The following is a 24,962-nucleotide window of genomic DNA, read 5'->3' as shown; positions in this document are numbered from 1 at the left end:
CACGGCACCACACCCCCACCAACCGACACACCCCCACCAACAGACCCAGCCACCTCCGGCGCCTGCTCCACAATCACATGCGCATTCGTCCCACTGATCCCGAAAGAGGAGACGGCAGCGCGCCTGGCGCCGTCCCGTTCGGGCCACGTCATACGCTCGGTGGCCAGTGCGACCGCGCCGGCGTCCCAGTCCACCTCCGGGGACGGCTCATCCACGTGCAACGTCGCCGGCACCACACCGTGGCGCATGGCCATCACCATCTTGATGACCCCCGCGACACCCGCAGCGGCCTGGGTGTGCCCGATGTTCGACTTCAACGACCCGAGCAGCAGGGGAAGTTCGGCAGGCCGATCCTGGCCGTAGGTGGCGATCAGCGCCTGCGCCTCGATCGGGTCACCCAGCGTCGTACCCGTCCCGTGCGCCTCCACCACATCCACATCGGTCCCGGACATCCCGGCGTTCGCCAAGGCCTGGCGTATCACCCGCTGCTGGGACAGGCCGTTGGGCGCCGTCAGACCGTTCGAGGCACCGTCCTGATTGACCGCCGAGCCCCGGACCAGGCCGAGTACCCGGTGCCCGTTGCGGCGGGCGTCGGACAGCCGTTCCACCAGCAGCAGTCCGGCGCCCTCGGCGAACCCCGTGCCGTCGGCGGCCGCCGCGAAGGCCTTGCAGCGGCCGTCGCGGGACAGGCCTCCCTGTCGGCTGAACTCCGTGAAGATGCCGGGTGAGGACAGGACGGTCACGCCGCCGGCGATCGCCAGGGAGGACTCACCCGACTGAAGGGACTGCACCGCGAGGTGCAGGGCCACCAACGACGACGAGCACGCCGTGTCCAGTGTGATCGCGGGCCCGGTCAGTCCGAGCAGGTAGGCGATCCGTCCCGAAGCGACGCTGGTGGTCTTGCCGGTGAGCAGGTACCCGTCGAACGTGTCCGTGGCATCGTGCAGTCGCGGTCCGTACTCCTGGTCCATCGTGCCGATGAAGACGCCGGTTCGGCTGCCCTTCAGCGAGTCCGGGGCGATCCCCGCCCTTTCCAGGACCTCCCACGAGGTCTCCAGCAACAGCCGCTGCTGCGGGTCCATGGCCAGGACCTCGCGGGGTGAGATTCCGAAGAACCGGGCGTCGAAGTCCGTGACCTGGTCCAGGAATCCGCCGCCCTCGGCGAAGCTGGTGGCGTTTCCCTCGGAGCCGCGCAACCGTTCGATGTCCCATCCACGGTCCTCGGGGAAGGCCGAGATGGCGTCGGTCCCGTCCACCACGACGCGCCACAGGTCCTCGGGGGATGAAACACCGCCGGGAAAGCGACAGCTCATCCCGATGATCGCGATCGGGTCGTCGTCGGCATCCGTGCCCGCCGTCGCAGCTGACGTCTCGCGGGCCACCGCCGAACGGCTCCCGGAGCTCCCGTCCTCGATATGACGGGCCAGCCGGGCCGGTGTGGGGTGGTCGAACAGGGTGACGCTGGACAGACGGGTGCCCAGCGCGGTGTTCACCCGGTTGCACAGGTCGCTGAGCATGATCGAGTCGAACCCGAGGTCCTTGAACGTCCGGCGTACGTCGAGTCCCGTCCGCGTCCCGTGACCCAGCACGGCGGCGGCCTGGGCCCGCACCACGTGGAGGGCGTCGGGGGCGGCTTCGCCTTCCGTAGCGCCCGCGGGCGGCGCCGCCGGGGTGCCGGACGGCCGGCCGTCGGCATCGGAGGCACCGGCGCTGTCGACGGGATCGGCGACGGCGGCACCGCCGGAACCGTCCGCGCCCACCACGGGCCAGTGCGACCGGCGCTGGAAGGCATACGTGGGCAGGTCGGTCCGCCGGGCACCGGTACCCGCGAACACCTGCGTCCAGTCCGGGACGACGCCGTGCGCCCAGAGCTCTGCCAACGATGTCAGGAACCGTTCGGATCCGCCCTGGCCACGGCGCAGCGTGCCTCCGGCGAAGATCTCGGCGTCGGCGGTGTGTCCCGCCTCGGTGATCGCGGAGGTCAGCACCGGATGCGGGCTGACCTCGAGGAACACCGTGCTTCCGGCGTCGAGCAGGGACCCGATCGTGTCCTGGAACCGCACCGGCTCCCGCAGGTTCCGGTACCAGTACCGGGCGTCGAGCGCTTCGGTGCCGACCGGGGCCCCGGTCACCGTCGAATACATGGTGACGTCGCCGGCCCGGGGGGTGATCGGAGCCGCCAGTTCCAGCAGCCGGTCCCGGACCTGCTCCACGTGCGGGGTGTGCGAGGCGTAGTCCACCGCGATCCTCCGCGTGCGGACACCGGCCTGTTCGAAGGAGGCGACCGCCTCGGCCAGTGCCTCGGGGCTCCCGGCGACGACGGTCGCGGCCGGACCGTTGAGCACCGCGGCCCATACGTCGTCCCGGCCGGCCAGCAGCTCCGTCACCTGCTCCAGCGATGCGGCTACGGACACCATGCCGCCCTGGCCGGCGAGTTCCTGGGCTATGACCTGGCTTCGCAGGGCCACCACTCGGGCGCCGTCGGCGAGCGACAGGGCGCCGGACACGCAGGCGGCGGCGATCTCCCCCTGGGAGTGGCCCACGACGGCCGCGGGAACGACGCCCAGTGAACGCCAGACCTCGGCCAGCGAGATCATCACGGCCCACAGGACGGGCTGCACGACGTCCACGCGGTCGAGCGGGCTGTCGTCCGAGGCCCCGCGCAGGACCTCGATCAGGTCCCAGTCGACGTACGGCGTCAGTGCCCGGGCGCATTCCCCGATCGATGCGGCGAAGACCGGCGAGGTCTCCAGCAGTCCGGTCGCCATGCCGGCCCACTGCGCCCCCTGGCCCGGGAAGACGAAGACCACGCCGGGAGCGTCGCCCGCCACGGTGCCGTTCACCACGTTCTCCGCGGGCTCCCCCGACGCCAACGCGTCGAGCCCGCTGAGGAGTTGTTCCTGTCCGGCGGCCAGCACCACGGCCCGGTGCTCCAGAGCCGTCCGCGACGACGCCAGCGACCATCCCGTGTCCGTGGCGTCGATGTCCGCACCGGCGGCCAGTGCCCGCAGCCGCGCGGCTTGTCCGCGCAGCGCCTCAGGGGTACGGGCCGACACCGGCCAGGGCACTGCGGCGCCCAGGTCCAGCACGGTCGCCGGCGTGCGCGTGGGGGGCTGTTCCTCGATGACGGGGGCCTGTTCCACCACGACGTGGGCGTTCGTGCCGCCCATGCCGAAGGCCGAGACACCCGCGGTCAGGGGCACGTCGGGCCGCGGCCAGGGCGTGGCCTCGGTCTGCACCTGGAGGTTCCACTCGCCGAGCGGGATGGCGGGGTTCGGTGTCTCGAAGTTGAGGCTCGGGGGCAGCTCGCGCGTGCGGAGGGCGAGTGCGACCTTGATGAGGCCGGTGATGCCCGCGGCGCCTTCGAGGTGTCCGACGTTGGTCTTGGCCGATCCGACGCGCAGCGGCATGTCGGCGGGGCGCGAGGATCCGATGACCGCTGCCAGCGCCGCCGCCTCGACGGGGTCGCCGACAGCCGTACCGGTGCCGTGGAGTTCGACGTACTGCACGTCCGCGGACGCGATGCCGGCCGCGGCGTGGGCTCGGCGCAGGACGTCCTCCTGCGCTGCCTGGCTGGGTGCGGTGAGGCTGTCACCGCCGCCGTCGTTGTTGACCGCGCTGCCGCGAAGGACGCAGTGGATCCTGTCCCCGTCGGCTATCGCCCGGTCCAAAGGCTTGAGGAGGACGAACCCGCCGCCCTCACCCCGGACGTAGCCGTTCGCCCTGGCGTCGAAGGTGTAGCAGCGGCCGTCCGGTGAGAGTCCGCCGAAGCGTGAGACACCCAGGGTGCCGCCGAACGTGAGGTTGAGGTTCACTCCGCCGGCGAGGGCTGTCTCGCACTCGCCGCTCCGCAGGCTCTGGCAGGCCATGTGCACTGCCACGAGCGAGGAGGACTGGCCGGAATCGACGACCAGGCTGGGGCCTGAGACCCCGAGTAAGTAGGAGATGCGGTTGGCGATCATGCCCCGGTGCAGGCCGGTGAGGGTGTGGTGGGTGACCCCGTCGGCGCGCTGCTCCCTGAGCAGGGCCCCGTAGTCGTCGCTCATCGCTCCGGCGAAGACGCCTAATCGTGTGCCGGCGACGCGGTCCGGGACGATGCCCGCGTCCTCCAGCGCCTCCCAGCCGAGTTCGAGCGCCAGTCGCTGCTGCGGGTCCATGGCCGCGGCCTCGCGCGGCGAGATCCCGAAGAAGTCGGCGTCGAAGCGGTCGACCTGGTCGAGGAAGCCGCCGCGTAAGGACCCTGCCGGGTCCTCGTCCCGAGGAGGTCGCGTCCACCGCCCCCGCGGCACCGGCGTCACCGCGTCCACGCCGTCGCTGAGGAGGCGCCGGAAATCGCTCGGGTCGGCAGCCCCTGGTAATCGGCAGGAAATCCCGACCACGGCGACAGGGCCGTCGGTGCCAACGGACCGTAACGAACCCATGTCCCTGGTCAATTTCGTACCTCTCGCCATGTCAGGAATTTACATCCCAGTAACAACGCCACCACGGGAACACGGGCTTCGTCGACGCCCCTCACGCCCCGCCTACGAACCCTGCGCGGCTGCTGCGAACACGCACGCCCACCAGGGAACTCTCGGTATACGGAAGGCTGATACGGAAGGGGGGACCGAATAGAATGCCTGCACCATCCGACGCCCCCGTCAATCAGTCGGTCTCTGCGGCGATCGCGCACCGTGGCGCCCCGAAACTGGTGCGCCGCAAGGAATACCGGTGCGTAACAAGAGATACCTCGCGTCCCCCTCGAGCGATCACTGCCCTCAAACTAAACCATACAAGCTGAGCAGTCATGTGACCTTGATCACACGCCCCAACCGGGCGTTCTCCGGGCGGCATTCACGGCAAGGCCGGGTTGACAGCGACGGACCACTCGCGCTTGGCTGAAGCGTGCATCACGCCGATCCCATGGCGTCACGGGGCAGAGATAGCACTCTCAATCAGCGGCCTTAATGCCCGCCAGACCACCAGTACGAGCCGCTCAGCAGCGGCAGTCGTCCACTCCGGCATCCCACACGTCAAATCCGGTACCCCGCACGTAAAAATCGAGGGAGTTAAGGATGACTCGTACCTCGGTGGACTCTCCATCAGCGTTACAGGCGCCGGATTCCACCTTGTCCCAGCGGATAGCGCGATCCTTATGGGGAGCCGGCGACGCGGCACAGGGCCTTCAGGACTTCCACAGCTGGTTCACCGGATATCGCGACCGTGACGCCTCGCAGATCCGAAGAATCGATTTCGACGCACTGACCGGCTGGCGGTTCGAGGACACGACCGGGGACCTCGTCCACGACAGCGGCGGCTTCTTCTCCGTCAAGGGCCTGAATGTGCGGACGGGTCAAGGGGTTTCGCAGCGCCGGTGGTCGCAGCCGATCATCAGTCAGCCGGAGATCGGCGTACTGGGCATCCTGGTCAAGGAATTCGACGGCGTTCTCCACTGCCTGATGCAGGCGAAGATGGAACCGGGCAACTGCAACGGCGTGCAGCTCTCGCCGACCGTACAGGCGACCAAGAGCAACTACACCGGGGTGCACGGCGGTAAAGCGGTTCCCTATCTGGACTATTTCCGCAACGCCCCTTCGCGGCGGGTGATCACCGACGTACTCCAGTCGGAGCAGGGATCCTGGTTCTACCGCAAGCGCAACCGCAACATCATCGTCGAGGTCAGTGAACACGTCGACGTACGGGAAGGCTTTCACTGGCTCCCGGTGGGTCTGCTGCACGAGCTGCTGTTCACCGACGATCTGGTGAACATGGACGCGCGCACCGTCCTTTCCTGTCTTCCGCTGTCGGGCACGGGCCTGTCCACCGCCCACCCCTTCGAGGGCGACCCCTTCCGGTCGGCACTGGTCGCATCACTCAGTGCGGACGAGGGCGCGCTCCGGACCTCCCGGCAGATCCAGCACTGGATCAGCGACGCGCGTGTGCGTTCCGAGATGGACACCACGCCGGTCGGCCTCGGGGAGATCGAAGGCTGGTCACGGTCCGCGGACCGGATCTCGCACGGGACGGGCCTGTACTTCGACGTGATGGCCGTGGACGTGCGCGCCGGCAGCCGTGAGGTGCGGAGCTGGACCCAGCCGATGATCGAGGCGCGCAACCTCGGGGTGGCGGCCTTCCTCGTCCGGCGGATCGAGGGCGTGGTGCATGTTCTGGCCAACATCAAGGCGGAGCCCGGGTTCCTGGACCAGGTCGAGGTGGCCCCCACCGTGCAGTGCACGCCGGAGGACTACCGGCGCGCGCCGGCGGAGGACCGACCGCCCTTCCTGGACGAAGTGCTTCAAGCGCCGCGGGACAGCGTCCGGTTCGACACCGTACTGTCCGAGGAGGGCGGCCGGTTCTTCCACACCCGCAATCGCTACCTCATCGTGGAAGCCGAGCCGGATCGCGCCATCTCCGTCCCGGACGACTTCTGCTGGCTCACCCTGCACCAGCTGGCGGGCCTCATCCAGCACAGCCACTCGGTGAACATCCAGGCCAGGAGCCTGACGGCCTGCCTGCACAGCCTGACACTGCGGCCGACGGGGAACTGACCGATGAACAGCCCTCCACACTCCGGCCCGGTGCGCATCGGCGTCCTCGGCGCCTCCTCGATCGCCTGGCGGCGAACCCTTCCCGCGCTGCTGGACGCCGCGGACAGCACGGTCGTCGCCGTCGCCAGCCGTGAACGGGAGAAGGCGGAGAGGTTCGCCGCCCGCTTCGGCTGCGCCGCCGTGCACGGCTACGAGAGTCTGCTGGAGCGGGACGACATCGACGCCGTCTACGTCTCGGTGCCCAACTCGCTGCACCACCCGTGGGTGCGGCGGCTGCTCATGCGGGACAAGCACGTACTCGCCGAGAAGCCGCTGACCACGCGGCCGGCGGACACCGCCGCGCTCATCGGTCTGGCGGCCGAGCGCGGCCTGGTGCTGCGCGAGAACATCGCCTTCGTCCACCACGGGCTGCACCGGCGGGTCGCCGAGCTCGTCGAGGGCGGCCGCATCGGCCGACTCCGGCACATCGACGCGGCGTTCTGCTTCCCCCCGCTGCCCGGCACCGATGTCCGCTACCGGGCCGACCTCGGCGGCGGGGCGCTGCTCGACGCGGGACTCTATCCCGTGCGACTGGCCCAGTACTTCCTCGGCGACGAACTCACCGTCGCGGGAGCGGTCCTGCGCGACGACCCGGTCAGCGGAGTCGACGTGGCGGGCAGCGCCGTGCTCGCGGCGTCCACCGGTGAGACCGTGACGCTCAGCTTCGGCTTCGAGCACGGTTACGGGGCGCGCTACACACTGTGGGGCAGCACCGGCCGGCTCTGCGTCGACCGGGCGTTCACCCCGCCGCCGGCCATGGCGCCCGTCGTACGCATCGAGGAACAGGACCACGCCGAGGAGATCACGCTTCCGGCTGAGCACCAGTTCGCCGCTTCGGCGTCCTCCTTCGTGGCCGCGGTGCTGCGGTCGCGGCCCCTGGGATCGGATCCCGGGCACGGCGAATGGGCGAGGACCGCACTGCGTACCGCCGAACTCCTCGACGGGATCGCCACTTCCGCGCACCGCGTGACGGCGGGGAGGCGGGACTGATGGAGATCATCGGCCACGGGTTCATCGCGCGGAACCTGGCCACGGTCGCGGACCGGCACCCGGGCGCGACGGTGGTCGCCGCCGGCGTGTCCAGCACCGGAGTCCGGGCACCCGAGGCGTTCGCCCGCGAAGAGGCGCTCGTCCACGAGATCACCGGACGGTGCCGCCGGGCGGGCCACGTCGTCGTGTACCTCTCCACCGCGTCCCACGCGATCTACGGGACCACGGACACCGCCCTGGACGAGGAGGCGGACGTCGACCCGCAGTCGCCGTACGGCAGGCAGAAGCTGAGGCTGGAGCGTTCGGTCGCCGGGTCCGGCGCACGGTGGCTCACCCTGCGCCTGAGCCACGTGGTGGGGCGGTTCCAACGGGCCCACCAGCTGCTGCCCTCGCTCGTCGGGCAGGTACGCAGCGGGACGGTGCGGCTGCACCGCGGCGCCCACCGCGACCTGGTCGACGTGGCCGACGTCGTCCGGGCCATCGACGGGCTGCTCGCCCAGGGGGTGGAGGGCGAGGTCGTGAACATCGCCTCGGGCGTGCCGCAGCCGATCGAGACCGTCGTCCGGGGGATCGAGAGGCGTATGGGGGTGTCCCCGCGGCACGAGGTCGTCGACACGGCGCCGAACCTGACCAGGGTCTCCGTGGCCAAGATGTGCGGGCTGCTGCCGTCCCTGCGGTCGGTGGCCGAGCCGGACTACCTCGACCGGATCCTGGACCGTTACGTCCCGGCCTACTGACCGTGCCGGGCAGAAGCCGTCTCAACTCTCTGGAGGGTTCATGCGCGCCTCGTTAGTCGTACTGGGATCGCGAGGCGATGTCCAGCCGTTCATCGCCCTGGGTACGACGCTGAAAGCCCGGGGGCACGCGGTGACCCTCGCGACCCACGCGGACTTCGAGACGCTGGTGCGGGAGGCGGAGCTGGACTTCGTCGAACTCCCGGGCAGCCCGCGTGACTTCCTGGCCCACCCCGCTCTCGCCGAGGCCCTGCAACAGGGTGCGTCGCTGTTCCGCGCCGCGCGCAAGGTCCCGCGGCCGACGACCGAGCACATCCGGGGCCTGGCGGCCGAGGTGGCGAAGGCGACGGCGGGCGCCGACCTGGTGGTGAACAGCATCCTGAGCCGCATCTCCTTCGAGTCCGACGGCAGCGCCCCGTGGGGGTCGGTGAGCTGGTGGCCGCTGAACCCGACCGCGCAGTGGCCGGCCATGATCGCCCCGCAGGTCGGTCTGGGCCGGATCTACAACCGTGTGACCCACCGGGTGGGGGGACTGCTGGACTGGATCACCATCCGCGGCTTCCGCAAGGACGCGCAGCTGCCGGCGCTTCCTTTCGGCGCACCGTACGGAGAGCTCGGCCGGGACGTTCCGCTGCTCTGCCCGGTGACCCGGTCCCTGTTCACCGAACCCTCCGACTGGCCGGAGCTCTCCCGCGTCACGGGCTACTGGTTCTGGGACAGGGAGTGGACCCCGCCGCAGGACCTGGTCGACTTCATGGACGCCGGGACTCCCCCGGTCACCCTCTCCTTCGGCAGCATCTGGCCGGTGCACCCGCCCACCGAGACCCTGGACAAGGTCCTGGCCGTGGTGCGCTCCCACGGGCGGCGGCTCGTCCTGGTCGGCGGGGGTCCCGCCACCGTGCCGGAGGACGTGTTCCGGATCGACGACGTGCACTACCCGTGGCTGCTGCCCCGCTCCTCGGTCGTGATCCACCACGGCGGCTGCAACACCACGGGCGAGGCCTTGCGCTCCGGCCGGCCCCAGGTCGTCGTCCCCACCTTCGCCGACAGTCCGTTCTGGGCGGCGAGGGTGCACGCGCTCGGGGTGGCGGCCAAGCCCATCCCGTTCCAGAAGTTCACCCTCGACCGTCTGGACGAGGCGCTCGGTGACGCCCTCGGTGACGAGAACATCCGGCGGACGGCCCACGACATCGGTGAGTACGTGCGTGCCGAGCAGGGCACCGAGAAGGCCGCCGAGATCCTCGAGGAATGGGTCCAGCGCTGGCGCACCCGGAAAGGCATGGGCGTCACCGCGTGAATGAGAGGTGACCGGCGGGATACCGGCCACTGAACGCAGGGCATCGGACCAACATTCAAGGAGACCCATGCGCGCTCTTGTCACCGGGGCCGCCGGATTCATCGGCTCGGCCTTCGTCAGACACGCGCTCGGCGGCTCTTTCCCCGGGCGCACCGAAATCGGCATCACCGCTCTCGACGCACTGACCTACGCCGGGAACCTGAGGAATCTGGATCCCGTGGCGGGTCGTCCCGGCCTGTCCTTCGTGCACGGCGACATATGCGACGCCGCGCTGCTGCGTTCTCTGCTGCCGGGTCACGACGTCATCGTCCATTTCGCCGCCGAAACACACGTCGACCGCTCCATCGAGGGCCCGGGGGCCTTCATGCGTACCAATCTGCTGGGTACGCAGACGCTGTTGGAGGAGGCTCGCGGAGCCGGGATTCCGCGCGTGGTCCATGTGTCGACGGACGAGGTGTACGGTTCCATCGCCAAGGGCTCCTGGACCGAGGATTCGCCGGTCGACCCGAATTCGCCTTATGCCGCGTCCAAGGCGGGCGCCGACCATATCGCCCTGGCCTATGCGCGTACGTACGGCATGGACATATCGGTGACCCGTTGCTCCAACAACTACGGCCCCTACCAGTTCCCGGAAAAGCTCATTCCGCGATTCATCACCCAGCTCATGAGCGGCCGGTCCCTGCCGCTCTACGGGAACGGCGACAACGTACGGGACTGGCTGCACGTGGATGACCACTGCCGGGGAATCTGGCAGGTCCTGGAACACGGTCGCCCCGGGGAGGTGTACAACATCGGCGGCGGTTCCGAGCTGTCCAACCTCGAACTCACCCACCTCCTGCTCGACGAATTCGGATTCGGTCCGGAAATGATCGAGCCGGTACCGGACCGGCTCGGCCATGACAAGCGCTATTCCCTCGACGACAGCAAGCTTCGACTGCTCGGGTACGCGCCCCGGGTTCCGTTCGCCGAGGGACTGCGCCGGACGGCCGACTGGTACCGGGAGAACAGCTCCTGGTGGCGCCCTCTGCTGCCCTGAAGAATCCAGAGATCTCGGAGTGAATCATGCGTGGAATCGTCCTGGCCGGGGGTGCGGGGACCAGGCTCAGGCCGGTCACCGGCATCACCTCCAAGCAATTACTGCCCGTGTACAACAAGCCGATGGTCTACTATCCGCTCTCGGTCCTCATGCACGCGGGAATCCGGGAAATCCTCATCATCAGCAGCCCCAGGTTCGTCGGGGCCTTCAAGGAGCTGCTGGGCGACGGGCACCGGATCGGTCTCGACCTGCACTACGCCTCGCAGCCACACCCCGACGGGCTGGCCGACGCGCTTCGCATCGGCCGTGACTTCATCGGGGACGAGCAGATCGCCCTGGTCCTCGGCGACAACATCTTCTACGGCCACCAGCTGCCGACGATCCTGCAGCGCGAGCGGGAGCGCCTGAGCGGCTGCACCCTCTTCGGCTATCCGGTCGCCGATCCGGAACGCTACGGGATAGCCGGCCTGGACGAGGACGGGAAGATCCTCTCCATCAAGGAGAAGCCCGACAAGCCGACGTCCAACCTCGCGGTCACGGGGCTGTACCTCTACGACAACGACGCCCTCGCCATGGCCACGGAGCTCACTCCCTCGCCGCGGGGCGAACTGGAGATCACCGATCTCAATCTCCGTTACGTGGAGGACGACCGCGCCCGGCTGGTCAATCTCGGCCGCGGCAGCGCCTGGTTCGACACCGGAACCCACGACAGCCTCCTCGAAGCGGCGACTTTCGTGCAGATCATCGAGAAGCGGCAGGGGATACGCATCGCGTGCATCGAGGAGATCGCCTACCGCATGGGATTCATCGACTCGGTCCAGCTGTCCGCGATAGGCGACAGCCTCGGGCCGTCGAGCGACTACGGCCAGTACATTCTGGACCTCGCCGCCGCATGAGCGGCGTGGGAGGGGTGCCCGGGCCCGACGGGGACGTACGGTCCGGCGGTCCCGGCTCCGGCTTCCGTGCCGCCCGGTCCGTACAGCGGCGCAGGGCCCCGCCCGGCAGGGGGCGCTGCGCCGGGGTACGGTGCCGGCCGTCCGTGAACGCCCGCCCTGGTGGGCGGACGCTCCGTGGGCCGGGGCCGGCGGGGCCGGTCCTGGTGGCCGGCCGGGCCGATCACGCCCTGGCAGCATCGGGTGGCACTGACCTATCTTCTGAAGTGTGGAAATCGTCCGGGCAAGGGGCCCGGTTTCTTTTGGGGTTGATGGCATGGTGAGCGGTCGTGTTGTGCGGTTCGACGGTGTTCGGGGTTTCGGGTTCATCGCTCCGGACCACGGTGGGGAAGATGTCTTCCTGCACGTGAATGATCTGCTGGTGCCCGAGCACTACCTGCGCTCGGGCATCGCCGTGACGTTCGAGGTGGAGCAGGGGGACCGCGGGCTCAAGGCTTCGTCCGTCCGGCTCGCGGAGGGGGCCGAGGTGAAGCCGCCGGCCGTGCAGAGCGCTGTGACGGCCCCGTCCGAGCGGGCGGACGCCGACGATTCGCTGTGCGACGTGCTCGCGGCGAACGAGTACCTCCACGAGGTGACCGAGGTGCTGCTGTCCGCCGCGCCCTCACTGACGGGAACCCAGATCGTGGAGATCCGCGACGGATTGCTGCAGTTCGCCAAGAACCACGGCTGGACCGAGGGCTGACCGGAGGGGAGGGGCGCTTCCGCGCCCCTCCCCCGGATGCCCCGCGCACGGAGACCGGGGGAGCGCGCTGTGTGCTCCCCCGGACCGGCGGTACCGGTGGGGAGCGTCGGTGTCCGGCGGACACGAGATCACGGAAGCCGGGGCGTGCTCCGGCACGGCGTTGACTGCCGGATCCGGTCATCATCACGCGGTGAGGCCGGCCGTAGGCGCACAACGGCTCAGGGCCGGTCTCGGATTGCTCCGAAACCGGCCCTGATCTGCGACTGTCTCCAGTCGGGACGACAGGATTTGAACCTGCGACCCCTTGACCCCCAGTCAAGTGCGCTACCAAGCTGCGCCACGTCCCGATGCGTTTCCTCCCGGTGTTCCGGGCGGCTGCGCAGGACAAACATTACCTCACTCCGAGGACCGCATCGACGCCCCCACCTGCTGGGCGCGGGCGGCCAGCGTCTCCGCGCCGCAGGTGGTGGCGAGCTTCTGGGCCCGCGCGACCTCCCGGCGGGAGCGGATCGCGACGCCGTACTCGAAGCGGGCGAGGGCGTGCTCGTAGGCGGAGGGGGATGCCGCGAGGTGGCGTACGGACTCGGCCAGCAGGTGGGTGGCCTCCTCCTCGGGCACGAAGAGGGCCAGGCAGCGCAGGGCCTCACCGATCGCCGTGTCCGTGCCGAAGCGTTCCGCGTGGACGCGCGCCCGGGTGGCCAGCTGGGTGGCCCTGACCGGGTCGGTGTCGGCCAGCGCGCGGGCGAGGTCACCGGCCCAGGGTGCCCAGACGCCGTTGAAGCGGCCCCGGGGCTCCAGGCAGGCACCCGCCGATTCCAGCTCGGCCACGGCGGCCTCCGTACGGCCTTCGGCCAGGAGCAGCCGGCCGCGTACGCACGGGCCGTCCGGCAGGACCATCGCGGTGGGGTACGGCGGACCGAAGTCGTACCGGTCGGCCACCAGGCGGGCCTCCGCCGTCCGGCCGCGGGCGAGCAGGGTGTCGACCAGGAGACAGGTGGCGTCCCAGTGCACGGGCAGTCCGCTGCCCGCCCGGTCGGCGAGGCGCAGCCCTTCCCGCAGGAAGCCCTCGGCCTCGGCGAGGCGGCCGCGACGTCGGTGCACGAGGCCCAGGAGGGTGTGCGCGAAGGCGAGGTGCGCACCGCTCCAGCCGGAGATCTCGAAGGCGCGGACGGCCTCGCCGAACAGCGCTTCGGCCCGGTCGAGCTGGTCGGTGAACGCGTAGGTGATGCCGACCATGGCGGGGAGTTCGAAGCCCCACTCGGAGTCGGTCCAGCCGAGCCCGCGGGCGGGCCGCCCGTCGACGAGTGCCCGTTCGCAGAAGTCGACGACCTGCTGGGCGTTCTCGCCGCGGAGCATGGCGTCGAAGGCCCGCAGGGTGAGCAGGGCTCGCTCGGCGTTGTCACGGCCCTTCAGGTGGTCGGCGTTACGGGCGAGGCGGGCCGACCGTGCGGGGCCGTCGTCCTCGGCGTCCTGCATGCCCTCCCACAGGAAGTGGGCGGCCTGGAGGCGCATCAGACCGGGGCCGGGAGCGGTCCGGGACGCCTCGGCCGCCAGGGAGAGCGCCGCGTCCTTGAGCTGGTTGTTGTGGGACAGGGCGGAGGCGAGCCGGAAGGTGGCGTCGATCCGGAGCGTCCCGTCGAGCCCCGGTGTGTCGAGCGCGGCGCGCAGGTGCTGCACGGTGGTGGCGGGCGAGGAGAGCAGCGTGGCGCAGCCCAGTTCGTACAGCAGGGCCGCTCGGTCGCCCGGGCGTGGCGGCTCGTCCAGGGCGCGTTCGAGGCAGCGTCTGGCGGCCTGCGGGGCGCCGACCGCGAGGTGCTGCCGTGCGGCGTCGCGGAGTTGGGCGACCAGTTCCTGGTCGTCGTCGGGATGTACTTCGAGCAGGTGGCGGGAGGCGGCGGCCGCTCCGAGTCCGGCCTGGGTGATGGCCCAGGCGGCGCGTCCGTGCATGGCGGTGCGGGTCGCCGGCGGGATGGAGCGGTAGACGGCGCTCGCGATGAGCGGGTGGACGAACTCCAGCGGGTCGAAGCCGCTGACGATGCGTGCGTCCCGCAGCCGCGCGGTGCAGTCGGCGGCCTCCGCCGAGCTCATCCCGGCCAGTGTGGCCGCCAGTTCCTGGGAGATCTCGGTGCCGAGCACGGCCGCGGCCCAGGCGAAGCGGTTGGCGTTGGTGCCGAGGCGTTCGAGACGGGCGACGAGCCCGCTGCCCCGGGCCGAGGCGCCGAGCTCGCGCAGGAAGCCGGCGGATTCCTCGACGGGTGCCAGTTCACGGTCCTGTGCCTTGGCGACGAGTTCCACCGCCTCGTAGGGGTTGCCTCCCGTGACGGCCCAGACCTCGCGGCAGAAGGGGTCGTCCGCGTGGTCGCCGAGGCCGGCCCGGACCAGTTCGGCCGTGGCCTCGGGGGTGAGGGCGCGCAGCGCCACCCGCGTCAGTGCCGGGTGGCCCGGGGTGGTGCCGTTCTCCGGGACGCGGGCGATGGCCCAGTCGGCGTTGCGGTCGGCGAGCTCCTGGGGACGGTGTGCCTGGACGACCAGCACGGGGAGTTCCGAGAGGCGGGCGGTGAAGCCGGAGAGCCAGGCGAGCGATTCGCCGTCCGCCCAGTGCGCGTCGTCCACTATCAGGAGCAGCGGGCGGTGGCTGAGGCGGGAGGCGAGCCGGGCGACGAGGTGGTCGAGGCCGTCCCGGACGCCTTGCGGGTCGGGCTGCGGGCCGGTGGGGTCGGCGAGGCCGAGGGCGGGCGCGGCGATCTCGAACCAGTCGCCGAACAGGGCACGGGTCTCGTCGGCGGGGAACCGGTCGAGGGCGGGCTGGAGGAGTTGGCGTACGACGTGGAACGGCACCGAGGTGACGGTCTCCCCGCCGCGTGCGGACCATATGGTGCAGCGGTCGGCCGCCATGGTCCGGATCTCTCCGAGCAGAGCGGTCTTGCCGATTCCGGCTTCGCCGCTGAAGACGAGCAGCCCGCCGACTGCTTGTCCGCCGCACAGGGCGTCCAACGCCTGCGCGGCGGCGGCGAGTTCCGGTTCGCGCTCGTACAGCGGCCGGGACGGCTTCATGCCTCCCCTTCCCAGGGTGGTTGCGGAGAGCACCGAGCCTATCCGCGCGCGGGGGCCCACGGACAGGGTTCCTGTGGTTCTCCGCAGGTGCGAGGCACAATCGTCGGGTGGACGAATCTCGCAGGGACCGCGACGAGGAAGGGAGGGCGCGCAACGCGCGCCCCCGGGACGGGCTGGGGCGCCCCCTCCCCTACGGGACTCCGGGGGTGGAGCGGCAGCCCGAGGGGGTGGTCCGCTCCCCCGCCGGGACGGTGCGGGAGGCGCAGCGGCTGCTGGACGCGGGCATGCCGTTCCACGCCCACGAGGTGTTCGAGGACGCCTGGAAGTCGGGGCCGGAACCGGAGCGTGAGCTGTGGCGTGGTCTCGCGCAGATGGCGGTGGGCCTGACCCACGCGGCCCGGGGCAACGCGGCGGGGGGCGCGCGGCTGTTGAGGCGGGGTGCAGCCGCGGTGGAGGGTTTCGGCGGCGTCGATCCGCACGGGATCGGGGTGGAGGGGCTGACCGGCTGGGCGCGGGAGCTGGCGGGCCGGGTGGACCCGTCGGGCCCGGGGGCTCCGGAGGCGTCCGCCGGGCGTCCGGGCGCGGGGGCCGGGTCCGCTGCGGCCGTGGACGCGGCCCGGGAGGCGCCCCGTCTGCTGCGGGAGGAACAGACCGGGGGCTGAACGTTCGAGTGCGATAGGTTTTGCTCCTTCCTGACGGCGTGTTGATCGCGTCCGTCGGGGCCATGTGTCATTCCTCGATCGCTTGCCCAGGAGACGGACGCCCCGATGACCGACATCATCAACGGCCTCGGCCGTGCCACCGCGTACGGGGCCCTCGGCGTCGTACTGCTCGTTCTCGGCATATTCCTGATCGACCTCCTGACGCCGGGCAAGCTCGGCCGGCAGATCTGGGAGGAGCGCAACCGCAACGCGGCGCTGCTCCTGAGCTCGGCGCTGCTGGGCATCGGCGGCATCGTGTTCACGTCGATCTGGACGACGTACGAGGACTTCGGCAAGGGGCTCGCCTCGACGGCGGTGTTCGGGCTGCTCGGTCTGGTGATGATGGCGGTCGCCTTCCTCGTCGTGGACCTCGTCACGCCCGGGAAACTGGGGGCCACGCTGGTGGAGCGGGAGCCGCACCCGGCGGTGTGGGTGACGGCGTCGTGCAACCTGGCGGTGTCCGCCGTCGTGTCGGCCTCCATCGCCTGATCTCCCGCCGATCCCGGGGTCCGTCGAACATCGCGGTGCGCAGCCATTACGATCCGGCGTCATGAGCACTTCTGACCAGGACCAGGACCAGAGCCGGGACGAGCGGCAGGAGCGGGACCCCGAGCCGGGCGGGGACGCCGCGGCGATACCCGGGGCCGCCGTGCGCGAGGGGAGACTCACTCCGCGTCAGGCACGGCGGCTGCGCGTCGTCCTCTCCTCGGTCGGCATGGCGGCGATGGCCGTCGTCCTGGCCCTGCGGATAGCGAGCCGCTCGTCGGTCCTGGTCGTCGGGGTCTACGGGCTCGCGCTCATCCTCTGCGGTGTGGTGATCGAGCTCAGCAGGAACGGCCGTACCCGGCTGGGCAGCTGGCTGCTCGGCATCGGGCTGGTGGCGGCCGTCGGCGCCGACTGGCTGCTCATCCCCTGAGCGGGCCGCCTCACAGTGCGGTGATCCGTACGGGAGCGCCGTCCGGGTCGACCCGGTCGGCCCAGTCGGCCGACAGGTGGAAGGACCGGCCCGGGGAGACCGCCGACAGCAGCCGCCGCCGGTGCAGTTCACGCCCGTCCTGCGAGACGAGGAGCAGCGGCCGGACCAGCCGCCGGGCCGTGCGCAGCACGAAACGGTCGGCGAGGGGGCGCGCGCCGTGCGGCCCGGTCACGTTGGGGGCGATCCAGCTCAGGGGGGCGTCCACGAGCAGTGGCTTCCCGTCGCCCGCCGGGACCTCGGTGCCGGCCAGCCGGCGCAGGACGGGCACCGCGACGGCGCGGCCCTCCCGCGCGGCGAACCCGGCGCTCTCGACGGCGTGCAGCAGGTTCCCGGCGGCGAAGACACCCGGTCGTGAGGTCCGGTGGTCGGCGTCGTACGCGGGTCCCCGGGTGCCGGGGTCCAGGAGGATCCCGCCGCGCCTGGCCAGTTCGTGGTCGGGGACGAAGTCGCCGGTCAGGACGACGGTGTCGCAGCGCAGGGTGGTGGTGCGGCCGTCCTCGTGGCGCAGTTCCACCCCCGACAGCCGGGTCCTGCCCGTGAGTCCGGTGACGGTCGCACCGGTCAGCAGCGGCGTGCGCGTGCCGCGCGGCCGGGTCCAGGCCCGCGGGCGGCCGGTGACCACGGCGACCACGTGGACCCCGGCGGTGCGCAGGGTGGCCACGGCCGCGTGGCTGACGGGCTCGTCGCCGACGACGACCGCCCGGCTGCCGATCCGCTGTCCGTACAGGTGGACCGCCTGCTGGAGTTCGCCGGTGGTGTAGACGCCGGGCGGCCTGCTGCCGGGGATCAGCCGGGCGCTGCGCGGCCGTTCCCGGGCGCCGGTGGCGAGGACGACGGCGCGGGCGGTGATGCGTTCGAGCCCGCCGGGTCCGGTGGTCTCGACGGTACGGGGCCCCGCCCATCCGGTGACGGTGACCCCGGTGCGCAGGACGGCGCCCGCCTCCAGTGCCTCGGCCACGTTCCGCCGGGCGTAGGCGGGTCCGGTCGTTCCCCTCCGCGCGTACGAGGCGCCGGCCGCCGATGCCCAGGTGTACGCGGACCTGTCGAGGCGTCCGCCGAACCCGCCGTGGTGGCAGTGGCGGGGGATGCCGCCGGCCTCCTGCTCGCGTTCGAGGATCTCCACCCGGCCGGCGCCCGCCGCGGCGAGTTCGGCTCCGGCGGCGAGGCCCGCGGGGCCGGCGCCGACGATCAGGACGTCCACCTCGCGCGGGTCGCCGGTCACGGTCGTGCCTCCTCGAACAGGGCGCGGACGGCGGCGCCGCAGTAGAAGCCCTGGCACCGTCCGCCGCGGGCGCGGGTGCGCCTCCGCAGGCCGTCCAGGGAGTGCGGGGGGACCGTCGAGGCCAGCGCGTCGCGGATCTCGCCGAGGGTGACCTGCTCGCAGTGGCAGACGAGGGTGCCGTACGCCGGGTCCCCGGCGATCAGGCCGGCGCTCCGGTAGGGGCGGGGGAAGGCCTCGCCGAGGTTGGGCATCGTCAGGGGCGGGAGCTCGCGCGGCCGGCCGAGGCCGAGGCCGGTGGCGGCGAGCAGTTCCATGACGTGGCGGCCGATCGCCATGGACGCGGTGAGACCGGTGGAGCGGATGCCGCCGACGGCGACGTAGCGCCGGCCGGGGTACTCCTGGATGCGGTAGTCCTCCTGCCCGGTGGCGGCCCGCAGGCCCGCGTAGACGGCGGTGACCTCCTCGTCGAGGAGGTCCGGCACGATCCGGCGGCCCTTCTCCCGCAGCAGGTGCAGGCCGTCGGCGGTGGAACCGGTGGCGGTCTTGTCGTCGAGCTCCTCGGCGGTGGGGCCGAGGAGGACGTTGCCGAAGACGGTCGGTGCGACCAGGACGCCCTTGCCCGCCGGGCCGGGGACCGGCAGCAGGATGTGGCCGACGAGCTCGCGGGCGAGCTTGTCGAAGACGATGAGCTGCCCTCGGCGCGGGGTGACGGTGAACACATCGTGGCCCAGGAGCCGGTCGATCTCGTCGGCGTACAGCCCGGCCGCGTTGACCAGGAAGCGGGTGCGCAGCGGTCCGCGCGAGGTGGTGAGCGTGTGGCCCCCGGTGTCGCTGCCGATGTCCCGCACCCGGCAGTTCAGGTGCAGGTGGACGCCGGCGCGGACCGCCTGGGTGGCGAAGGCGAGCGGGGTGGTCCAGGGGCAGATGATGCTCTCGTCGGGGACCTCGAGCGCGCCGAGCGCTCCGGGTCCCAGCCGCGGTTCGCGGGCCCGTAGTTCGTCGGCGCCGATGACGCGGGACGCGTGGTAGCCGTTGCGTACGGCCTTGTCGCGCAGGCGTGGAAGCACGGCCAGCTCGTCCTCGTCCCAGGCCACGAGGAGCGCTCCGACCCGCTCGACCGGGATGCCGGTCAGGGCGGCGTAGTCGGCCAGCAGGTCCCGGCCCTCCCGTACGAGACGGGCCTCCAGGGATCCGGGTACGGCGTCGAAGCCGGTGTGCAGGATCGCGGTGTTGGCCTTGGAGGTGCCGCTGCCGATGTCGTCGGCCGCGTCGATCAGGGCGGTGCGCAGCGGGTGGCGGGCCAGTTCGCGGGCGATGGCCGTTCCCACGACGCCGGCGCCGATGACGGTGACGTCGTAGGTGTCCTCCCCGTCCGGGCCCGGGGGCAGGGGACCTGTGGTGGTGAGGGTGAGGGTCATGCGCGCTCCAGGAGGCTGTCCACCGCGGTGCGGAAGCCCGCGAGGCGTTCCGACGCCTCGTCGGGGCCGATCCGTGGTTCGTACACGGCGGAGGGCCGCCATCGCGGTGTCGCCCGGTGCGGCGGCAGCGTGGGGTCGAGTCCGAGCCTGGCCACCACTCCGGCGCCCAGCGCGGTGACGTCGGGCAGCGCCGAGACCTCGACCGGGCGTTGCAGCAGGTCCGCCTGGGTCTGCATGAGCAGGGCGGAGCGGGTCAGGCCGCCGTCGACGCGCAGCTCGGTCAGCGGGCCGCCCAGGTCGGCGGCGACGGCGTCGGCCAGGGCGACGACCTGCGCGGCGATGCCCTCGCAGAGGGCGCGGACCAGGTGGCCCGCGGTGGTGTCGAGGCCGAGGCCGGTCACCGAGCCGCGCAGGTCGCTGCGCCACCAGGGGGCCGCGAGGCCGGCCAGCGCGGGGACAAAGGTGACTCCGCCGCTGTCCTGGACCGAGGCGCCCACCGGGTCGAGGTCGGCGGCCCCGGAGATCACCCCGAGGTCGGTGAGCCAGCGCACGGCCGAGGCCGCCGTGTAGACCTGGCCGTCGAGGCAGTAGTCGGTCCGTCCGCCGAGCCGCCAGGCGACGCAGCTGACCAGTCCGCTGGAGCCGGTGCTGGGCCGGCCGCCGGTCTGGGCGAGGAGGAACGCCCCGGTGCCGTAGGTGCATTTGGCCTGGCCGGTTTCCAGCGCGTTCTGCGCCAGCAGGGCGGCCTGCTGGTCGACGAGGAGGCCGGTCAGGGGGAGCTCCGCGCCGAAGGCGGTGGTGGTGCCGACCGGGCCGGCGCAGTCGACGACGGTGGGCAGCCGTTCGCCGGACAGGCCGAAGATGTCCAGGGCGGCCGGGGACCAGCCGACGTCGTGGAGGCCGAGCAGCTGGGTGCGCCCCGCGGTGGCGGCGTCGGTGACGAACGCTCCGGTCAGCTGGTGGACCAGCCAGGAGTCGCTGGTGGTCACGACCCCTTCCCGGGTCAGTTCGCGGCGGATCCAGGCCATCTTGGGGGCGGCGAAGTACGGGTCGAGCGGGAGTCCGGTGAGCGCGCGCAGTTCGTCACCACGGGCCGCGAGCTCCCCGCAGATGCCTTCCGCGCGCCGGTCCTGCCAGACCACGGCGTCGGTGAGCGGCCTGCCGGTGGCCGGGTCCCAGGCCAGCACCGTCTCGCCCTGATTGGCGAGGCCGACGGCCGCCACGGGTTCACCGGCGTCCGCGAGCGCCTGCCGTCCGGCGTCGAGGACCGACCCGATCAGCTCGGCGGGATCGGCCTCCACGAGGCCCCCGGCGCCGTGGCGCGGGCGGACGGGCGCGGAACCGGAACCGATCACCCCGCGTTCGGGACAGATCACCAGGGCCTTGGTCCCCGACGTCCCCTGGTCGATGGCGAGTACCGGCTCTGTCACGCGACGCTCCAGCCGTGCGGACCGCCCGGACCCGGGCGGAATCGTGATCATCTGCTCCCTGTGCCCACAGTCTTGCAGACCACGCCCCGCGTCAAGCGCTCCAGAACGTCCCGTCCCGGGCCGCGAGTGGTCGTCAACGTCCGGCGGCAGGACGCTACTTGAGTAAGATCCGCAGAGTCACAGGAAGGGGGGCGCCGGGCGCTCTACACTTCCCGCCGAGTGGACAACCGGACGACGACCACCGGTGGTTCACGACCGAACGGCCGACCCCCCACGTTTCTTGAGGATTCATGACGAGAAGAACCTGCGCCGTGCCGCCGTGCCCGGCCCTTCGCCCCTCCCCCACCGTGTGTTCAGGGGCGGGGCGCGTACATGGCTACCGGTGACTTCCGGCCGGTCTACCACCCCGCGGGACACGACCACGCGTTGCGCGTGGCGTTACAGGACCTCCGTACCGGCCGCTGGCTCGCCATGCGCAATCTGCTGGAGAGCACCCCGGACTGGGCGCTGTGGACCCAGCGGACCCAGGTCCTGGCGGCCGTCGCGGCGGGCTCGGACGCGGTGCAGGCCTGGCTCGCCGAGGAGCCGAGGAGTGTGGCCGCGACGGTGATGCGCGCCCGCGTCTCCGTGGAGCGGGCCGTCCGCGCGCACCGCGAGAAGCGCCCGAGCGGCCAGCAGTTGTGGCAGGAGGCGTGGGAGGGGTGCCGCTCCGCCGCGCACGCCTCGCCCGCGGACCCGGTGCCCTGGGTCTGCCTGCTCGCGCTGTCCCAGCTCGACGAGGGGCAGCGCCTGGACGAGCACCGGCTGCTGCCGCCCGGCCCGATGCTGTTCCCCGGCCCGTGGGGGCTGCTGGCCGAGGCCGACAGACGCGATCCGTTCAATCGCGAGGCCTACCACCGGATGCTGCAGTTCGTGTACGCGAGGCAGGCCGGCGGCACCCTCTCCGAGGCCGTCAACTTCGTGCAGTGGGCCGCCTCCTCCGCTCCGGAGGGCTCCGCCCTGCACGTACTGCCCCTCTATGTCCGGGTGGAGCGCTACCGCCGTGAGCGCGGCAACGAGCGGGCGCTGGACCTGCACTGGGTCACCGAGGACGGCGAGCGCGACGCCCGGCGCGCGCTGCGCGTCTGGTTCGCGGCCGCCGGCCCGGACACCCGCTCGCTGCTCGATCTCAACCATCTGGCCCACGCGTTGTGGGGCTCGCTGCGGTTCGCCGACGCCGCACCGGTCTTCCACGCGATGGGCGCGTACTACACGTCCGTGCCCTGGACCCACCGCACCCGGACGCCCCAGGACCCGGCGGGAGCGGAGGAGGTGTTCCTCCGCGCCAGGAACCGCTGCCTGGCCGCCGAGCACGAGCCCGGAAGGGAACCCCACGGCTGACCGGCCGGGTCCGGAAGCACGGTCCGGCCGTCCGGGTCCCGCCCCACGCACCTTTCCGTCCCCCCATCCCCCACCTGGAGGTCCTCTCCATGTCCATATCCGCCTCGACCCCGTCGGGCACGGAGCACACGCCGCAGAAGGACGAGGAGCAGCGGCTGCGCGAGCTCGGCTACCAGCCCGTCCTCGCCCGCCGCATGGGCGGCTTCGGGAACTTCGCGATCAGCTTCTCCGTCATCTCGATCCTCTCCGGCTGCATGACGCTGTACGGCTTCGGCATGTCGACCGGCGGCCCCTCGGTGATGCTCTGGGGCTGGGCCGGGGTCGGTCTGTTCGTGCTCTGCGTGGGCATGGCCCTGGCGGAGGTCACCAGCGCGTATCCGACGTCGGGGGCCCTCTACTACATGGCGGACCGGCTCGGTGGCCGCAAGTGGGGCTGGTACACGGGGTGGCTGAACCTGCTCGGCCTGCTGGGCGCCATCGCCGGCATCGACTACGGGGCGGCGCTGTTCACGGGCGCGCTGCTCAACCTCCAGTGGGGCTTCGACCCGACGCCCGGCTCGACGATGGTGATCTTCCTCTGCATCCTGCTGCTGCACGCCGTGCTGAACCTCTTCGGGGTGCGCCTGGTCAGTGTCCTCAACTCGATCAGCGTCTGGTGGCACCTGGCCGGTGTCGCCGTCATCGTGACCGTGCTGGCGATCGTGCCCTCGCACCACCAGTCGCCGTCGTTCGTCTTCACGGAGTTCGTCAACGACACGGGCTGGGAGAACCCGCTCTACGTGGCGGCGATCGGTCTGCTCCTGGCGCAGTACACGTTCTGCGGGTACGACGCCTCGGCCCACCTGTCCGAGGAGACGTCCAACGCCTCGGTGACGGCGGCCAAGGGCATCGTCCGGGCGATCTGGGTCTCGTGGGTCGCCGGTTTCGTGCTGCTGGCCGGGCTGACGTTCGCCATCCAGGACTACGCGGCCACCCAGAACAGCGCGACGGGGGTCCCGCCCGCCCAGATCCTCATCGACGCGCTGGGCACCGCGGGCGCCACCGCGATGCTGCTGATCGTCATCGCGGCGCAGCTCTTCTGCGGCAACGCCGAGGTGGCGGCCGCGAGCCGGATGGTCTTCGCCTTCAGCCGTGACAACGCCCTGCCGGGTTCCGCGCTGTGGCGCAGGGTGAGCGCACGCACCCAGACCCCCGTGCCCGCGGTGTGGCTCTCGGTGGGTGTCGCCGCGCTGCTGGCGGTGCCGTCGCTGTACTCCGCCACCGCGTACGGGGCCGTGACGGCGATCAACGTCATCGGGATCACGCCCGCGTACGCCATCCCGATCTATCTGAAGCTGCGCGCCGGGGACCGCTTCGAGCGCGGCCCCTGGCACCTGGGCCGCTGGTCGAAGCCGATCGGGTGGATCGCGGTGGTGTGGGTCGCGATGGTGACCGTGCTGTTCCTGCTGCCGCAGTCCTCGCCGGTCACCATCGACTCGATGAACTACGCCTCGATCGCCCTGGTCGCCGTACTGGTCCTGGCCACGGTGTGGTGGTTCGTCGCCCGCCGTTCGTACAGCACCCCGGCGGCGTACGGGAACGCCCGCGAGCAGGCGGAGATCGCCGAGGGCATCGTCTGAGCACGCCGTCCCGGGGCGGCGTTCAGCTGAGGAGCAGCTGGAGGCCGCCCAGGACGGTGGCTCCGATCACGATCCGGTCGAAGACCTTCTGGTTGATCCGGCCGACGCAGGCACGGCCGAGGTAGGCGCCCGGGAGCACGAACAGCACCAGGGCGGCGTCCAGCAGCAGCGACTGTGCGTCGATGAGGCCGAGTCCGACGCTGAAGGGCACCTTCGAGGTGTTGACGATCAGGAAGAACCACGCCGAGGTCCCGAGGAAGCCCAGCTTCCGGAAGCCGGCCGAGAGCAGGTAGAGCGACATCACCGGGCCGCCCGCGTTGGCGACCATGGTGGTGAACCCGCCGAGCACCCCGTACGACCGGGCCTTGAGCCGCCCCCGGCGTGAGGGCCCGTCCCCGTCCCCCTGTTCCGGCGGCCCGGGCCGTTGCCTCCGGCGCCGGAGGGTGACCCCCGCCATGAAGAGCAGGATCGCGCCGATGGAGGTGCGTACGGCGGCGTCGTCGGCCCACATCATGAACGCGGTGCCCGCCGCCACGCCGACGGCGACGGCGGGGAAGAGCCGCAGCAGGGTGGGCCAGTGGGCGTGGCGGCGGTAGACGAGTACGGCAAGGATGTCGCCCGCGATCAGGATCGGGAGCAGCACGCCGGTCGACTCGCGGGCCGGAAGTACGGCCGCGAAGACGGCGAGGCTGATGGTGTTGGCTCCACTGACCGCCGTCTTCGAGAAGCCGACGAGGGTGGATGCCGCCGCGAGCGCGGCCAGTTGCCAGAGTGTGATGGTGTCCATTCCGGATCAGATGCTAGACACATCTTCTCTTCGGCGGATGGTCGTTCCCTCCACCGGCCGTCCGGGGACGGTCGCTCGCTATGCTGCGATCGCTCACGGAAACGTTCAAACGAACAT

18 protein-coding genes and 1 tRNA gene are annotated in these 24,962 nt (G+C 71.5%); 12 read left to right on the top strand and 7 right to left on the bottom strand.

Annotation, left to right across the window (positions count from 1 at the left end; all coding sequences use genetic code 11):
- A partial coding sequence (locus tag ACFVS9_RS30415) for a beta-ketoacyl synthase N-terminal-like domain-containing protein (RefSeq protein WP_389937566.1) occupies positions 1 to 4,421 on the bottom strand: 4,421 nt, incomplete at its 3' end.
- 687 nt (positions 4,422 to 5,108) lie between these two features.
- Between ACFVS9_RS30415 and ACFVS9_RS30410 the strand changes: the two genes are divergently transcribed.
- The 7 genes from ACFVS9_RS30410 to ACFVS9_RS30380 all read left to right on the top strand — a co-directional run bounded on the left by ACFVS9_RS30410 (position 5,109) and on the right by ACFVS9_RS30380 (position 12,258).
- Positions 5,109 to 6,527 (top strand): NDP-hexose 2,3-dehydratase family protein, encoded by a 1,419-nt coding sequence (locus ACFVS9_RS30410; protein ID WP_389937553.1) that lies wholly within the window; start codon positions 5,109 to 5,111, stop codon positions 6,525 to 6,527.
- Between the two features lie 3 nt (positions 6,528 to 6,530).
- Positions 6,531 to 7,556 carry a Gfo/Idh/MocA family protein gene (locus ACFVS9_RS30405; protein ID WP_389937550.1) on the top strand — a complete coding sequence of 342 codons (1,026 nt, stop codon included), beginning with the start codon at positions 6,531 to 6,533 and terminating at the stop codon, positions 7,554 to 7,556.
- Positions 7,556 to 8,293 (top strand): NAD-dependent epimerase/dehydratase family protein, encoded by a 738-nt coding sequence (locus ACFVS9_RS30400; RefSeq protein ID WP_383117425.1) that lies wholly within the window; start codon positions 7,556 to 7,558, stop codon positions 8,291 to 8,293. Before ACFVS9_RS30405 ends, ACFVS9_RS30400 begins: the two co-directional genes overlap by 1 nt.
- A gap of 40 nt (positions 8,294 to 8,333) precedes the next feature.
- Positions 8,334 to 9,587, top strand: a complete 1,254-nt coding sequence (locus ACFVS9_RS30395; RefSeq protein WP_389937546.1) for a glycosyltransferase — start codon at positions 8,334 to 8,336, stop codon at positions 9,585 to 9,587.
- 67 nt (positions 9,588 to 9,654) lie between these two features.
- Complete coding sequence (gene rfbB, locus ACFVS9_RS30390; RefSeq protein WP_389937544.1) at positions 9,655 to 10,623, top strand: dTDP-glucose 4,6-dehydratase; 969 nt, start codon at positions 9,655 to 9,657, stop codon at positions 10,621 to 10,623.
- Between the two features lie 26 nt (positions 10,624 to 10,649).
- The gene (rfbA, locus tag ACFVS9_RS30385) at positions 10,650 to 11,519 is read left to right on the top strand and encodes a glucose-1-phosphate thymidylyltransferase RfbA (protein ID WP_383117428.1); all 870 of its coding nucleotides are present in this window, start codon (positions 10,650 to 10,652) and stop codon (positions 11,517 to 11,519) included.
- Between the two features lie 313 nt (positions 11,520 to 11,832).
- Positions 11,833 to 12,258, top strand: a complete 426-nt coding sequence (locus ACFVS9_RS30380) for a cold-shock protein (protein WP_383117445.1) — start codon at positions 11,833 to 11,835, stop codon at positions 12,256 to 12,258.
- A gap of 273 nt (positions 12,259 to 12,531) precedes the next feature.
- On the opposite strand, the gene ACFVS9_RS30375 is transcribed toward ACFVS9_RS30380, so the two are convergent.
- Positions 12,532 to 12,605 (bottom strand) — tRNA-Pro (locus ACFVS9_RS30375).
- Positions 12,606 to 12,654: 49 nt separating this feature from the next.
- Entirely contained in the window at positions 12,655 to 15,312 is a 2,658-nt protein-coding gene (locus ACFVS9_RS30370; protein ID WP_389937540.1) for an ATP-binding protein, read from the bottom strand.
- Positions 15,313 to 15,419: 107 nt separating this feature from the next.
- Here ACFVS9_RS30370 and ACFVS9_RS30365 point away from each other — a divergent pair, with 107 nt between their 5' ends.
- From ACFVS9_RS30365 to ACFVS9_RS30355, 3 genes are all read left to right on the top strand, one after another.
- Complete coding sequence (locus tag ACFVS9_RS30365) at positions 15,420 to 15,974, top strand: DUF309 domain-containing protein (protein WP_383117429.1); 555 nt, start codon at positions 15,420 to 15,422, stop codon at positions 15,972 to 15,974.
- Between the two features lie 105 nt (positions 15,975 to 16,079).
- Positions 16,080 to 16,502, top strand: a complete 423-nt coding sequence (locus ACFVS9_RS30360) for a DUF350 domain-containing protein (RefSeq protein ID WP_383117430.1) — start codon at positions 16,080 to 16,082, stop codon at positions 16,500 to 16,502.
- 61 nt (positions 16,503 to 16,563) lie between these two features.
- The gene (locus tag ACFVS9_RS30355; RefSeq protein WP_383117431.1) at positions 16,564 to 16,929 is read left to right on the top strand and encodes a hypothetical protein; all 366 of its coding nucleotides are present in this window, start codon (positions 16,564 to 16,566) and stop codon (positions 16,927 to 16,929) included.
- A gap of 10 nt (positions 16,930 to 16,939) precedes the next feature.
- Here the strand turns inward: ACFVS9_RS30355 and ACFVS9_RS30350 are convergent, their stop codons facing one another.
- From ACFVS9_RS30350 to ACFVS9_RS30340, 3 genes are read right to left on the bottom strand one after another with little or no spacing between them, the layout of a single operon-like run.
- Positions 16,940 to 18,211, bottom strand: coding sequence for an FAD-dependent oxidoreductase (locus ACFVS9_RS30350; protein WP_389937536.1), 1,272 nt, complete (start codon positions 18,209 to 18,211; stop codon positions 16,940 to 16,942).
- The gene (locus ACFVS9_RS30345; RefSeq protein ID WP_389937533.1) at positions 18,208 to 19,629 is read right to left on the bottom strand and encodes an FAD-dependent oxidoreductase; all 1,422 of its coding nucleotides are present in this window, start codon (positions 19,627 to 19,629) and stop codon (positions 18,208 to 18,210) included. Before ACFVS9_RS30345 ends, ACFVS9_RS30350 begins: the two co-directional genes overlap by 4 nt.
- Positions 19,626 to 21,059: an FGGY family carbohydrate kinase gene (locus ACFVS9_RS30340; protein WP_383117434.1), complete on the bottom strand. Its 1,434-nt coding sequence runs from the start codon at positions 21,057 to 21,059 to the stop codon at positions 19,626 to 19,628. The genes ACFVS9_RS30345 and ACFVS9_RS30340 overlap by 4 nt, the downstream gene beginning before the upstream one ends.
- 372 nt (positions 21,060 to 21,431) lie before the next feature.
- Here ACFVS9_RS30340 and ACFVS9_RS30335 point away from each other — a divergent pair, with 372 nt between their 5' ends.
- Together ACFVS9_RS30335 and ACFVS9_RS30330 are read left to right on the top strand one after the other, a co-directional pair.
- Positions 21,432 to 22,439, top strand: a complete 1,008-nt coding sequence (locus ACFVS9_RS30335) for a hypothetical protein (RefSeq protein ID WP_383117435.1) — start codon at positions 21,432 to 21,434, stop codon at positions 22,437 to 22,439.
- 89 nt (positions 22,440 to 22,528) lie between these two features.
- Positions 22,529 to 24,058 carry an amino acid permease gene (locus ACFVS9_RS30330; protein WP_383117436.1) on the top strand — a complete coding sequence of 510 codons (1,530 nt, stop codon included), beginning with the start codon at positions 22,529 to 22,531 and terminating at the stop codon, positions 24,056 to 24,058.
- A gap of 22 nt (positions 24,059 to 24,080) precedes the next feature.
- Here the strand turns inward: ACFVS9_RS30330 and ACFVS9_RS30325 are convergent, their stop codons facing one another.
- Positions 24,081 to 24,845, bottom strand: a complete 765-nt coding sequence (locus tag ACFVS9_RS30325) for a sulfite exporter TauE/SafE family protein (protein WP_383117437.1) — start codon at positions 24,843 to 24,845, stop codon at positions 24,081 to 24,083.
- Positions 24,846 to 24,962: the final 117 nt, after the last annotated feature.

It is taken from the genome of Streptomyces sp. NPDC058008, from assembly GCF_042886395.1.
Lineage (GTDB): Bacteria > Actinomycetota > Actinomycetes > Streptomycetales > Streptomycetaceae > Streptomyces.
The sequence above is the reverse complement of the archived record's forward strand: the minus strand, read 5'-3'. Positions and strand labels throughout refer to the sequence as shown.